The sequence below is a fragment of the Kitasatospora sp. NPDC092039 genome, assembly GCF_044756065.1.
Lineage (GTDB): Bacteria > Actinomycetota > Actinomycetes > Streptomycetales > Streptomycetaceae > Kitasatospora.
Window position 1 is genome coordinate 83,294 of the sequence record NZ_JBIVSD010000007.1, and the last position, 12,516, is coordinate 95,809.

Here is a 12,516-nt window from a genome sequence, read left to right on the forward strand (position 1 = left end):
GCCGTCGGACACCGGGCGCTTCCCGCCGACGTTCCCGCACCCGAGGACGCCCTGATGAGCCTGAGCCCGAGCATCAGCCCCGACGCCCGCCCGATCACCGACACCGACACCGCCCCCGGAACCGGCACCGCTCCCGCCCTCGGAACCGCTCCCGATGCCGGAACCGGCACCGTCACCGCGAGCCCGGCGACCGCCCCCGGGCCACCGCCGCCGTCCGCCGGGGACACCCGAGCGCCGCTCACCCCCGGCACCCTGCGGACCCTCGTCCGGGACCTGGCCGAGCGCCCCGAGGAGTGGATCCACCACGTCCGCCTCTCCACCGAGGAGCGCTGGTACCGGCGTCTGGCCGCCGACGAGGACCACGAGGTGTGGCTGATCAGCTGGCTGCCCGGCCAGTCCACCGGCTTCCACGACCACGGCGGCTCCCGCGGCGCCTTCACCGTCGCCCTCGGCGAGTTGGAGGAGCTGTCCCTCGGCGGCCCGGACCAGGGCCTGCTGATCCGCCGGGTCCCGGCCGGCACGGCCCGCGCCTTCGGCCCCGAGTACGTGCACGACGTGCGTAACACCGCCGTCGGCCCCGCCGTCACCCTGCACGCCTACTCCCCGCCGCTGAGCTCGATGGCGCACTACGACCTGCGGGCCGGCGGGCTCGTCCGCACCTCCGAGGAAGGACCCGAACAATGGTGACCACGATCGACGACCTGGTGGAGCGCGCCCGGGAGGGCGTCCACCGACCGCGGGCCCGCGAGGCGTACCAGGCCCAGCTGGACGGCGCGCTGCTGGTGGACATCCGTCCGGCGGCGCAGCGGGCGGCCGAGGGCGAGATCCCCGGCTCGCTGGTCATCGAACGCAACGTGCTGGAGTGGCGGCTCGATCCGACGGGTAGTCACCGGATTCCCGAAGCCTCGGGCTACGACGTCGAGGTGATCGTGGTCTGCTCCGAGGGCTACGCCTCCAGCCTGGCGGCCGCCTCGCTGCGCGAGCTGGGGCTGCACCGGGCGACCGACCTGGACGGCGGCTTCGTCGGCTGGGCGGCCGCCGGTCTGCCGACCCGTCAGGGCGGCTGAGCTCACGGTCGCGCCGCGTGCCGGACGGTAAATCAGAGACAGGAGATGATGCAGGTCATAGTCTGATCAGAGTTTCCGCCGGTCCAGAGCTGGGCAGCCACGCGGGCGGAAGTACGCCCGGGCGCTTGAAACCGCCGCCACCGAACGACCCGACCGAACGACCGAACGACCCAGGCGCCGCCTCCCCGGGGCGCCCTGACGAGGAAACTCCACGTGATCAGATTCGAGGGCGCCGGAAAGCGCCACCCCGACGGCACCGTCGCGGTCGAGGGCCTGGACCTGGAGGTCCCGACCGGTCGGATAACCGTCCTGGTCGGACCGTCCGGCTGCGGGAAGACCACCCTGCTGCGCATGGTCAACCGGATGGTCGAGCCCACCTCGGGCCGGGTCCTGCTGGACGACACGGACGTCGCCGAGCTGGAGCCCGCCAAGCTGCGCCGCGGCATCGGGTACGTGATCCAGCAGGCCGGGCTGTTCCCGCACCGCAAGGTCATCGACAACATCGCCACCGTCCCCTACCTGCTCGGCTGGGACCGCAGGAAGGCCCGCGCCCGCGCCGCCGAACTGCTCGAACTGGTCGGGCTCGCACCGGAGACCGCCAAGCGGTACCCGTTCCAGCTGTCCGGCGGCCAGCAGCAGCGGGTCGGCGTGGCGCGCGCGCTGGCCGCCGACCCGCCGGTGCTGCTGATGGACGAGCCGTTCAGCGCGGTCGACCCGGTGGTGCGGGCCGGGCTGCAGGAGGAACTGCTGCGGCTCCAGTCCGAGCTGCACAAGACGGTGCTGTTCGTCACGCATGACATCGAGGAGGCCGTCCGGCTCGGCGACCAGGTGGTGGTGCTGCGGGAGCACGGCCGGATCGCCCAGCTGGCCGACCCGCACACCCTGCTCACCACCCCCGCCGACGAGGGCGTGGCCGCCTTCCTCGGACGCGACCGGGGCCTGCGCGGTCTCGGCCTGCGCCCCGCGAGCGCCGTCGAGCTCCGCCCGGTGGGCGACGGACTCCGCTACGGGGGGTGGGAGTTGGTCCTGGACGACGAGCGTCGCCCGATCGGCTGGATCGACCGCGACGCCGTCACCGCCGAACTGCACCCGACAGCCGGCTTCCGCCCGGACGCCGACACCCTGCGCACCGCGCTGGACGCCGCCGTCCTCTCCCCGGCCGGTGTCGCCGTCGCGCTGGACGCCGACGGCCGGGCCACCGGCACCGCGAGCCGCGAGGCCGTCCTCACCGCGCTGCGGCCCGACGCCTCCGGCCCAGGCACCCCGGCCGGCTCAAGGGCCCCGGCCGGCCCAGGCAGCCCCGACGGCTCAGGCGCCCCGGTCGGCCCTGACGGAAGCGCCCTCGTCGAAAGCGCCCCCGTCGAAAGCGCCCCCGACGGAAGCGCCCCCGACGGAACGGGCGGAACACGCGCCTCCGACGCAGCGGGCGGCGGAACCGCGACGGGCGGCACGGACGGAGCCGACGGTGGACGATGAACCGATCGTCCGCTGGTACTGGATCGGCGACCACCTCGGCTACCTCGGCAACCTGCTCGCCGACCACGCCGTGATCGCCCTGGTCCCCGTGCTCATCGGTCTGCTGCTCGCCGTCCCGCTCGGTCTGGCCTGCGCCCGCTACCCCCGGCTGTACCAGCCGCTCTCCGCCGTGTTCAACATCGTCTACGCGCTGCCCTCGCTGGCCGTGTTCGTGGTGCTGATCCCGTACACCGGCCTCGCCACCCAGGCGACCGTGATGATCCCGCTCACCTTCTACGCCCTCGCCGTGCTGCTGCCGACCACCGTGGACGGACTGCGCGCCGTCCCGGACGCCGTCCGGCAGGCCGCCACCGCGATGGGGTACGGACCGTGGCACCGGCTGACCTCGGTCGAGCTGCCCGCCGCCGTGCCGTACCTGATCGCCGGACTGCGGGTCGCGGCGGTGTCCAGCATCTCGCTGGCCAGCGTCGGCGCGCTGGTCGGCCGTGGCGGGCTCGGCTACCTGTTCGTCGACGGCTTCCAGCGCACCTTCCCGACCCCGATCCTGGCCGGCATCGTGCTGATCGCCGTCCTGGCCCTGGCCGTCGACCTGTTGCTGGTGGCCGCCCGGCGGCTGCTCGCGCCCTGGGCCGTCCGGGAGAAGGGGGCGGGCTCGTGAACTGGCTGACCTGGCTGAGCGACTTCTTCACCGACCCGGACCACCTCAGCGGTCCGGACTCGATCGTGCACCGGGTCTCCGAGCACCTGCTGCTCTCCGGTGAGGCCCTGCTGTACGCGGCGGTGCTCGCCGTCCCGCTCGGGCTGCTGATCGGCTACACCGGCCGCGGCGTCACCGTGGTGACCGCGCTCGCGGGCGCCGCCCGCGCCCTGCCCACCCTCGGCCTGGTGACGCTGGCGGTGCTGCTCGCCGGGGTCGGCGACACCGCCGTGCTGTTCCCGCTGGTCGCGCTCGCCGCGCCGCCGCTGCTGGTGGCGGCCGTCGAGGGGGTGCGCGGCACCGATCCGGACGTCCGGGACGCCGCGCGCGGCATCGGGCTGACCCACCCCCAGGTGCTGCGGCAGGTCTGCCTGCCCTCGGCCGCGCCGACCCTGCTGGCGGGCTTCCGCACCGCGACCGTGCAGGTGATCGCGACCGCCACGGTGGCCGCCTACGTCGGTCTGGGCGGCCTCGGCCGCTACGTCATCGACGGGCTGGCGACCCGCAAGTACGCCGTGACCGTGGGCGGTGCGCTGCTGGTGGTGCTGCTCGCGGTCGCCGCCCAGCTGTTCTTCGCCCTGCTCGCCCGCTTCGCGCTCCCGCCCGGGGTGCGCGCCCAGCGGCAGCCCCGCTGACTCCCCATCGTCCCCCCTCCCGTTCCGGAAGGACATCTGTCACCATGTCGACAATCAACCGAAGCCGCCGCGCCGCCGTCCTCGGCGCCCTCGCCGCGCTCGCCCTCGGCGCCACCGCCTGCGGCTCCTCCGGCGGCGACCCGCTCAGCGGGGGTTCGAGCGCCTCGGCCCCCGCGGGCGGCTCCGGCGGTGCGGGCGGTTCCGGGTCGACCGTCGTGGTCGGCTCGGCCAACTTCCCGGAGAACGTCCTGCTCGGGTCGATCTACTCGCAGGCGCTCAAGGCCAAGGGCGTCAAGGTCGAGGAGAAGTTCAACATCGGCAGCCGCGAGGTGCTCTACGGGCAGTTGCAGAGCGGCAACCTGACCGTCCTGCCGGAGTACAACGGTTCGCTGCTCGCCTACCTGGACGCCAAGTCCACCGCCGTCACCACCCAGGACGTGAACGCGGCGCTCGCCAAGACGCTGCCCGCCTCGCTGGGCATCCTCGACTCCTCCCCCGCCGAGGACAAGGACTCGCTCAGCGTCACCCAGGAGGCGGCCGACAAGAACGGCCTCAAGAGCATCGCCGATCTCGCCGCCAAGGCCGGCGAGTTCACCATCGGCGGGCCGCCGGAGTTCAAGACCCGCCGGGAGCAGCAGCTGAAGGACGTCTACGGGCTGACCTTCAAGGAGTGGAAGCCCACCGCCGACACCACCGCGAACGCGCTCAAGGACGGCAGCATCCAGGTCGGCAACGTGTTCACCACCGACCCGAAGATCGCCCAGTACAAGCTCGTCCCGCTGGCCGACCCGAAGAACATCTTCGGCGCCCAGAACATCACCCCGCTGGTCAACAAGGCGGGCGTGGACGCGACCGCGACGGCGGCGCTCAACGCGGTGTCGGCCAAGCTCGACACGGCCGGGCTGGTGGCGCTGATGAAGCGCGTGTCGGTGGACAAGGAGGACCCGTCCGCGGTCGCCAAGGACTGGCTGAAGTCCAACGGTCTCGGCTGACGGCCGGCCGATCGGCCGGACAGCCGCCCGACCGCACTGACGGTCGCCCGCTCGCGCTGGTCGACCGGCCGTTCGCACCGGTCGACCGACCCACCTGACGGCGGCCCGGAGGAGCTCCCTCCGGGCCGCCGTCCGCCGTTCCGGAGATGCCCTTCCGACCGCCGGAGGGACCTTCCCTTCCATGCCGCGAACATGACAGTCTGGGCGCCATGCGCACTCGTCTCCTCGCCGCCACCCTCACGGCACTCGCCGCGGTGAGCCTCGCTGCCTGCTCCAGCTCCAGTTCCGGATCGGGCTCGGGCCCCGGGTCGGGGCCGGGGTCGGGCAGGCCCACCGCCGCGGCCGGCTCCCCCACCGCCACGGCCGCCTCGACCGCCGCTCCCTCCGACGCCGCCGCCACGCCCCCGGCTCCCGCGGCCGGCTCGGCCACCCCCACGACCGACGGCGCCACCGGCGCGCCCGCGGCCGACGCCGGCGCCTCGGGAGCCCCCGCACCGGCCAAGCCCGCCCCGCCCGCCGACGCCGGACTGCCCGCCAAGCCGGGCGACGACCTGACGGCCAAGCTGGTCTCCGCGCTGGACGCGATCGACCCGGCGATCGTCGGCGGCAAGCCGGACCAGGCCGTGGACCGGGCGCGCAACCAGTGCCAGTCGATGTACCAGTTCCCCAAGGACAAGCAGAAGCTGGTCGAGCTGGCCGATCAGCGCTTCACCTCCGCCGACCACCCGCAGGGCTTCGGTCCGGACACCGCCGCGAAGATCAACGAGGCGCTGCTCGCCACGCTCTGCCCGCCGTCCCGCTGATCCGCGTTCCGCCGATCCGGCCCGCAGGCCCTGGGGCCCCGGGTCTGCCGATCCGCGACACATGAACCGCCCGGTGTCCTGAGCGCCGGGCCGCCGTGGCCGCGCCCCTTCCCGGTGCGCGGCCACGGTCTTCTCGTTCCCGACCCCTCCCCCCGCCGACACCGGCACCCACCCCCGCCCCAGGCGCACACCGCCCCCTTTCGCCGGACGGGCCGTGTGGTGACGAACTGTTAGGTCTCTTGACAGACCAGTGGTCTAGTCCAAACATAAGCATGTCGATCCGACCGGGATGCACTGTGGGGGTGTGACCACCGGCGGCTGAGGCACTGCCCTGCCCTGCTCCGCCCCACCCCCGCTCCGTACGGCGCGCGCATCCGCACGCCGCCCGCGCCCACGCGAGTCGGTGGGCCTTCGCACCCCCGAACGCCCGCACTCCCGATATCCGACCCGGTCCCGGACCCTTCGGCCGACCCCACACGGCCATCCCGTCCGAACCGACCGCACCTCCCCAACGTCCTGCCCCACCACGTCTGTTGGAGAATCCATGCGCCTTCGCCGAACAGTCCAGGCCGTGCTTACGGCCTGCGCCACGCTGGTCGCCTCGGCCGGCCTGGTCGCCGCCGGGACGGGCTCCGCCCAGGCCGCCACCCCGCTCCCCAGCCGGGTCTTCGCCCCCTACTTCGAGGCCTGGACCGGCCAGAGCCCGGCCCAGCTGGCCGCACAGTCCGGCGCCAAGCACCTGACCATGGCGTTCCTCCAGACCGCCACCAAGGGTTCCTGCACGCCGTACTGGAACGGCGACACCTCCATGCCGGTGTCCTCCGCGACCTTCGGCGCCGACATCTCGACCATCCGCGCCAACGGCGGGGACGTGATCCCGTCCTTCGGCGGCTACACCGCGGACAACACCGGCACCGAACTGGCCGACAGCTGCACCGATGTCAACCAGATCGCGGCCGCCTTCGAGAACGTGATCACCACCTACGACATCAGCCGGATCGACCTCGACATCGAGGACAACTCGCTGACCAACAGCGGCGGCATCGACCGCCGCAACAAGGCGATCAAGCTGGTGCAGGACTGGGCCGCCGCCAAGGGCCGGAACATCCAGTTCTCCTACACGCTGCCGACCACCACCTCCGGGCTGGCCGACAGCGGCCTCGCGGTGCTGCGCAACGCGGTGAGCAACAACGCGCGGATCGACGTCGTCAACATGATGACCTTCGACTACTACGACAACGCCGTCCACGACATGGCGGCCGACACCCAGACCTCCGCGCAGGGGCTCTACAACCAGCTCGCCAAGCTCTACCCGTCCAAGACCCCCGCCCAGTTGTGGGGTTCGATCGGGATCACCGAGATGATCGGTGTCGACGACTTCGGCCCGGCCGAGACCTTCACCCTGGCCAACGCCACCACGGTGTACAACTGGGCGGTCGCCAAGGGCATCAACACGCTGTCCTTCTGGGCGCTCCAGCGCGACAACGGCGGCTGCCCGGGCACCAAGGGCAACGACAACTGCTCCGGGATCGCCCAGAACACCTGGGACTTCACCCACATCTTCGCGCCGTTCACCAGCGGCTCGACGGTGAACAACGACTTCTCGGTGTCGGTCAGCCCCAACTCCGCCACGGTGGCGGCCGGTTCGTCCACCTCCGCGACCGTCGCGACGGCCGTCACGGCGGGCTCGGCGCAGAGCGTCAACCTCACGGTCAGCGGCGCCCCGGCGGGCGTCACCGCCACCGTCACCCCCGGCAGCGTCACCGCCGGCAACAGCGCCACGCTGAACGTCTCCACCACCTCCTCGGTGACGCCCGGGAGCTACCCGATCACGGTCACCGGCGCGGCGGCCTCCGGCAGCCACACCAGCACCTTCACCCTGAACGTCACCGGCACCCAGCCGGGCAACGACTTCTCGGTCGCCGTGAACCCGAACTCCGGTACGGTCGCGGCCGGTTCGTCCACCTCGGCCACCGTCGCGACGGCCGTCACGGCGGGCTCGGCGCAGAACCTCAACCTCACGGTCAGCAGCGTCCCGGTCGCCGGCGTCAACGCCACCGTCACCCCCGGCAGCGTCACCGCGGGCAGCAGCGCCACGCTGAACATCTCCACCACCTCGGCCGCGGCGCCGGGCACCTACCCGCTGTCCGTCACCGCCACCGGGGCGTCCGGCAGCCACACCGCGACCTACACGCTGACCGTCACCGGGACCGGCCCGACGACCGGCCTGGTCAACGGTGACCTGGAGACCGGCAGCCTGGCTCCGTGGACCTGCCAGAGCGGCGGCGCCGTGGTCTCCACCCCGGTCCACTCCGGCACCAAGGCGCTGCAGGCCGCGGTCTCCGCGAGCCAGACCGGCGAGTGCTCGCAGACCGTCACGCTGAAGCCCAACACCAGCTACACCCTGAGCGGTTGGGTGCAGGGCAACTACGCCTACGTCGGCGTCAACGGCGGCGCCACCGCCAGCGCCTGGGCCAACTCCTCCGGCTGGACCAAGCTGACCGTTCCCTTCACCACCGGCGCCAACGGCACCGTCACCGTGTACCTGCACGGCTGGTACGGCCAGGGCAACGTGTACGGGGACGACTTCTCCATCGCCTGAGTCCCCCTCGGGTGACGCCGGGCGAGTGACGAACGACGAATAACGGATGACAGCTGACAGATTTCAACATCTGTCAGCTGTCATCTGTTTTCCGTCCGGCGTCACCCGTCCGCTGCCGCTCCGGCCGGCACAGCGCCAGGTACACCACCGTCGCCAGCACGCCGCAGACCAGGACCACCAGCGCCAGCAGCACCGCCGAGGGCTGACCGCCCAGACTGCTCAGCGGTGCGACCACCGCACCGCACAGGAAGTTGCCCGTCCCGAGCAGCGCCGACGCCGTACCCGCCACCTGCGGCTCGACCAGGCCGAGCGCCTGGGCGGCGGTGTTCGGCAGCAGCACGCCCAGGCTGCCCATCATCACGAACAGCGGTGCGCAGAAACCGGCCAGCCCGAAGTCCCACACCGTCGTCAGCAGCACCAGCGCGACCCCGGCGGCGACCGCCGCCGCGAGGCTGCCCAGCATCAGCGCCCGCTGGGTGAAGCGCGGCGCCAGCAACCGCCCGTTCACCTGGGTCATCACCACGATCGCGAACGAGTTCAGCCCGAACAGCAGGCTGTAGGTCTGCGGCGAGACGTGGTAGACGTGCTGGAGCACCGTCGAGGACCCGCTGATGTAGCCGAACAGCGCCCCGAAGGCGAGGGAGCTGGTCAGCGCCAGCCCGAGGAACGGCAGGTTGCGCAGCAGTCGGCCCATCGTCCGCAGGGTGGCGCCCACCCCGCCGGCGTGCCGGGTCTCCGGCGGCAGCGTCTCGCGCAGCACGCCGAGCGAGACCAGGGTGAGCAGCAGTCCGAGCGCCGTGAGCACCCCGAAGGTGCCGCGCCACGAGGTGAACCGCATCAGCTGCGCGCCGACGATCGGGGCGAGGATCGGCGCCAGTCCCGATATCAGGGCGATCGAGGCGAGGAAGCGCAGCAGTGCGACGCCCTGGAAGCGGTCCCGGGAGACGGCGCGCCCGATCACCAGCCCGGCGGAGCCGGCCGCGCCCTGGACGAAGCGGGCGGCGATCAGCACCGACAGGTTCGGCGCGAACACGCACACCAGGCTGGACAGCGTGTAGAGGACGAGCCCCGCGAGCAGCGGCGGGCGGCGCCCGAAGCGGTCGCTGAGCGGCCCGAAGAGCAACTGCCCGGCCGCGACCCCGAACATCGAGAAGGTCAGGGTGAGCTGGACGGCGGCCGGCTGGGCGACCAGGTCGTCGGCGATCGCGGGCAGGCCCGGGAGGTAGAGGTCGGTGGTGAGCGGGCCGAGCGCGGCGAGACCGCCGAGGGCGGCGATCACGGCCCAGCCCGGACGGCCCTGTCCGGCGCCGGACGCGACGCCGGGCACGGCGACGGGCACGGCGACGGGTGCGGCGCCGGGCGTGGCGGGTGTGGCGACGGAGGCGGGGGTGGTGGTGGCAGCGGTCGACGTGTCGTCGGTGGGGCCGACGGTCGGGCCGGGCATGGTTCTCCTTACGGACGGGCGACATGGGGCTCGTTCGCGCTCCGTCCTATCGCAGCCCGGTCCGGTTCCGACAGCGGGGGTGCGAGCTGTTCGGCCGTGGGGGTGTGTTCGGGCGGGTCGCCCGCCGCCCGTTCCGCGCCCGCGCACGACGGCGGCCCGCCCGCACCTTCCGGTGCGCGGCGGGCCGTTTCCGCCCCTGGCCGGGATGGCCGGGGCGGTCGTCCAGGGTGGTCGGGCGGGCGGGCTGCCGGTCGGCGGGCGCCCGCGACCGACCGCCGGGCTCAGTGCTTGGCGACGTGCTCGGCGCGCAGCGCCGCCTGCACCGCCGCGCCGTCCTGCCAGGCGTAGAGCTGGTTGCCGGTCAGCGCCACGTTGTAGTGCCCGCAGGTGCCGCTCGCCTTTGCCGCGACGTTCTCGGGGAACCAGCCGGCCTTGAGCGACTCCGGCACGGGGTGGGCGCTCTTGCCCGGCAGCCCGACGGTGCAGCCGGCCGGCAGCCGCCCCTCCGGGAGGGTGGCGTGCAGCAGGCGGTCGTCGCCCTTGGTGGACATCAGGTACTTCACCCCGGAGGCATTGTCGGGCAGCCAGGTCGGCATCGACCGGCGGTCGGCCTTGGCCTGGGTGCCGGTCTCGAACGAGCCCTGTTGCTGGTGATGCTCGTCGTACCAGTCGGACACCCGCGGGCCGATTGCCACGGCTGCCACGGCGACGGCCATGCCGGTGCCCGCGACTCCCAGCGCGACCTTGCTCACGATGCCCTTCATGCCCGACTGCCCTCTCCGTGTCCTGACCGGTGCGGCTGTTGCCGCTCGTCTCCGCCTCCGGCGCGGCCGCCCGGGCCGGCGCCACCGGCCCGGCCTGCGCGCCCCGCCGTCCGGTGCAACCATCGTGGCGTGTCCGGACCCGTCGGATCGTCACCACCAGGTCGCGATGTCGTCTCCGACCCACGGGGTACCTTCTCCACCTTCAGGCGTATGCCGTTCGGCGGAGACCCTGAGGCCCGCGGGTGCGGGACCCGCCGGTCCCGGGGACGTGCCGCTCCCGAGCCGGGGTCGGCACGCCCGGGCCGGACGCGGCCCGAGTCCCGATCGAGCCTTGCCCAAGCCCGGCGCCGCCGCAGCCCGGCCTGCTGCACCCGGAGCACTGGTGGTCGGCCGCGGGCCCGACCACCCGTGTTACCGGACCGCCACCGGTACCGGCCGGGCGACCGGGAACGGGCGGCCGTCGAGGGTCCAGTGCGGGTCGATCGGGCGCAGCAGCGAGGCGTACACCTGGGCGGCGACGTCCGGGTGGCGGATCTCGCCGGTGGGCGGGCCGGCCGGGATGCCGTGCCCGGCGCAGGCGACCCACGCCGTCCGCTCCTCGACCGTACGGCCGCCGTGGCCGCCGGCGTCCACGTGCCCGTGGTCGGTGACGACGATGACCGTCCACTGCTCCTCGGCGTGGGTCGCCCGGCCGCGGACGGCGTCGAGGAGGCGGCCGAGGCGCTCGTCGGCGGTGCGCATGGACGCGCGGTACTCCTCGCCGCAGCCCCGGAAGTGGGCGGTCTCGTCGACGGCGCCCAGGTAGACGAAGGAGGCCTCGGGGTCGGCGGTCCCGAGGACGTGGACGGCCTCCCGGGTGACCTCCTCGTCCACGTCCTCCCAGGCCTCCGGGGTGTCCTCGGCGGGGGCGACGTAGGAGAGCCGGCCGGGGGCGCGGAACAGCGGACCGCCGGACTCGTTGATCATCAGCGGGTCCCAGCCGGCCGCGACGAAGGTGCGGCGGCGGTCGCCCCGGGCGAGCCGGGTGGCGAAGTCGGGGAAGACGTCGAGCCGGTTGCCGCCCAGGTGGTTGCCCCAGACCCCGTGCTTGGCGGGCTCGACCCCGGTCACGATGGTGGCCCAGCACGGCCCGGACATGGTGGGCGTGGAGTCCGCGACGGTGACCGGCACCAGGAACCCGGCCTCGGCGACCTCCCGCAGCCTCGGCATCGGCACCTGCGCCAGGTAGTCGTGGCGGACGCCGTCGATCCCGACGACGAGCACGCGCGGGCGGGGCCACGGGGCAGCGGACATGGTGGGGGTTCCTTTCGGTCGTGCGCACCCGGCCGCGTCCGCCGAGGGCGCCGCCGACCGCGCCACTCTTCACCGGCCGCCGTACCGGTCGGCGTCCCGGCACCGAACTCCGCGTGTCCACGAGGTGTCGGAAGGGCGCCGGGGAGCCGTCAGGAGGGGCCCCGGCCGCCCCCGTCCGGAACGCACCGACCATCACTGCTACGGGCCGCTCAGGGCGGTGAGCCCCTCAGGGCTGTGGGGCCGCTCAGGACAGGGATCGCTCGGGGCACGGATCGCTCTCAGGGCACAGATCGCTCAGCGCTGTGGCCGGAACTCGTGGACGACCTCGATGCGGCCGACGATGTGCCGGTTGAACTCGGCCAACTCCTCGGCAGGCACCCAGAGTTCGAGGATCGTCCGGCCACCCGCCCGCTGAACGGGGTAGCGGGCGAGGAACGCGGCGTCGACCTCGAAGCGGGTGACGTAGCCGACGCCGGAGGCGGGCACGTTCCAGTCCCGGGCGATCCGGATCGCGTAGTCCTCGTTGAGGACGGGGTAGAAGATCGGCTGCTCGGGCAGTCGGGGCGGCCAGGCGCGCCAGTCGGCGGCCTCGACCAGGGCCAGCTCCTCGGGGCCGGTGGGGCGCCAGAGGGTGGTGGTCGGGGGCGGCGTCGGGACGGAACGGCTGGTCATGGCAGGGACGGTAGCCGGGCCGCGGCGGGCCCGGCCACCGGATTTCCCGGGCCGGATCGGGGTGGACGGCC

12 protein-coding genes are annotated in these 12,516 nt (G+C 73.4%); 8 read left to right on the forward strand and 4 right to left on the reverse strand.

Annotated features, from left to right (window positions below):
- Positions 1–54: 54 nt before the first annotated feature.
- From ACIQI7_RS16205 to ACIQI7_RS16240, 8 genes are all read left to right on the forward strand, one after another.
- A complete protein-coding gene (locus tag ACIQI7_RS16205; protein WP_401109918.1) occupies positions 55–687 on the forward strand; it encodes a cysteine dioxygenase in 633 nt (210 codons plus the stop codon).
- Positions 681–1,067, forward strand: a complete 387-nt coding sequence (locus ACIQI7_RS16210; protein ID WP_363384225.1) for a rhodanese-like domain-containing protein — start codon at positions 681–683, stop codon at positions 1,065–1,067. Before ACIQI7_RS16205 ends, ACIQI7_RS16210 begins: the two co-directional genes overlap by 7 nt.
- Positions 1,068–1,280: 213 nt before the next feature.
- The gene (locus ACIQI7_RS16215; protein WP_401109921.1) at positions 1,281–2,543 is read left to right on the forward strand and encodes an ABC transporter ATP-binding protein; all 1,263 of its coding nucleotides are present in this window, start codon (positions 1,281–1,283) and stop codon (positions 2,541–2,543) included.
- Positions 2,533–3,201: an ABC transporter permease gene (locus ACIQI7_RS16220; protein WP_387757663.1), complete on the forward strand. Its 669-nt coding sequence runs from the start codon at positions 2,533–2,535 to the stop codon at positions 3,199–3,201. Before ACIQI7_RS16215 ends, ACIQI7_RS16220 begins: the two co-directional genes overlap by 11 nt.
- Positions 3,198–3,875, forward strand: a complete 678-nt coding sequence (locus ACIQI7_RS16225; protein WP_387757661.1) for an ABC transporter permease — start codon at positions 3,198–3,200, stop codon at positions 3,873–3,875. The genes ACIQI7_RS16220 and ACIQI7_RS16225 overlap by 4 nt, the downstream gene beginning before the upstream one ends.
- A 44-nt stretch (positions 3,876–3,919) precedes the next feature.
- Positions 3,920–4,867 carry an ABC transporter substrate-binding protein gene (locus tag ACIQI7_RS16230; protein WP_401109926.1) on the forward strand — a complete coding sequence of 316 codons (948 nt, stop codon included), beginning with the start codon at positions 3,920–3,922 and terminating at the stop codon, positions 4,865–4,867.
- A gap of 209 nt (positions 4,868–5,076) precedes the next feature.
- On the forward strand, positions 5,077–5,670 hold the full coding sequence (locus ACIQI7_RS16235; protein ID WP_401109928.1) for a hypothetical protein: 594 nt from the start codon (positions 5,077–5,079) through the stop codon (positions 5,668–5,670).
- Between the two features lie 544 nt (positions 5,671–6,214).
- Positions 6,215–8,272, forward strand: coding sequence for a glycosyl hydrolase family 18 protein (locus ACIQI7_RS16240; protein WP_401109930.1), 2,058 nt, complete (start codon positions 6,215–6,217; stop codon positions 8,270–8,272).
- 73 nt (positions 8,273–8,345) lie between these two features.
- Here ACIQI7_RS16240 and ACIQI7_RS16245 read toward each other — a convergent pair whose 3' ends face one another.
- From ACIQI7_RS16245 to ACIQI7_RS16260, 4 genes are all read right to left on the reverse strand, one after another.
- Entirely contained in the window at positions 8,346–9,716 is a 1,371-nt protein-coding gene (locus ACIQI7_RS16245; protein ID WP_401109933.1) for a multidrug effflux MFS transporter, read from the reverse strand.
- 281 nt (positions 9,717–9,997) lie between these two features.
- Entirely contained in the window at positions 9,998–10,480 is a 483-nt protein-coding gene (locus ACIQI7_RS16250) for a hypothetical protein (protein ID WP_401109936.1), read from the reverse strand.
- Between the two features lie 411 nt (positions 10,481–10,891).
- On the reverse strand, positions 10,892–11,773 hold the full coding sequence (locus tag ACIQI7_RS16255) for an alkaline phosphatase family protein (protein ID WP_401109939.1): 882 nt from the start codon (positions 11,771–11,773) through the stop codon (positions 10,892–10,894).
- 294 nt (positions 11,774–12,067) lie between these two features.
- Positions 12,068–12,445, reverse strand: coding sequence for an ADP-ribosylation/crystallin J1 (locus tag ACIQI7_RS16260; RefSeq protein ID WP_401109942.1), 378 nt, complete (start codon positions 12,443–12,445; stop codon positions 12,068–12,070).
- Positions 12,446–12,516: the final 71 nt, after the last annotated feature.

What these genes read in the sequence shown, in the direction of transcription:
- ACIQI7_RS16205 (WP_401109918.1), top strand. Translation starts at nt 55, where the DNA reads ATGAGCCTGAGCCCGAGCATCAGCCCCGACGCCCGCCCGATCACCGAC.
- ACIQI7_RS16210 (WP_363384225.1), top strand. Translation starts at nt 681, where the DNA reads ATGGTGACCACGATCGACGACCTGGTGGAGCGCGCCCGGGAGGGCGTC.
- ACIQI7_RS16230 (WP_401109926.1), top strand. Translation starts at nt 3,920, where the DNA reads ATGTCGACAATCAACCGAAGCCGCCGCGCCGCCGTCCTCGGCGCCCTC.
- ACIQI7_RS16235 (WP_401109928.1), top strand. Translation starts at nt 5,077, where the DNA reads ATGCGCACTCGTCTCCTCGCCGCCACCCTCACGGCACTCGCCGCGGTG.
- ACIQI7_RS16240 (WP_401109930.1), top strand. Translation starts at nt 6,215, where the DNA reads ATGCGCCTTCGCCGAACAGTCCAGGCCGTGCTTACGGCCTGCGCCACG.
- ACIQI7_RS16245 (WP_401109933.1), bottom strand. Translation starts at nt 9,716, where the DNA reads ATGCCCGGCCCGACCGTCGGCCCCACCGACGACACGTCGACCGCTGCC.
- ACIQI7_RS16250 (WP_401109936.1), bottom strand. Translation starts at nt 10,480, where the DNA reads ATGAAGGGCATCGTGAGCAAGGTCGCGCTGGGAGTCGCGGGCACCGGC.
- ACIQI7_RS16255 (WP_401109939.1), bottom strand. Translation starts at nt 11,773, where the DNA reads ATGTCCGCTGCCCCGTGGCCCCGCCCGCGCGTGCTCGTCGTCGGGATC.
- ACIQI7_RS16260 (WP_401109942.1), bottom strand. Translation starts at nt 12,445, where the DNA reads ATGACCAGCCGTTCCGTCCCGACGCCGCCCCCGACCACCACCCTCTGG.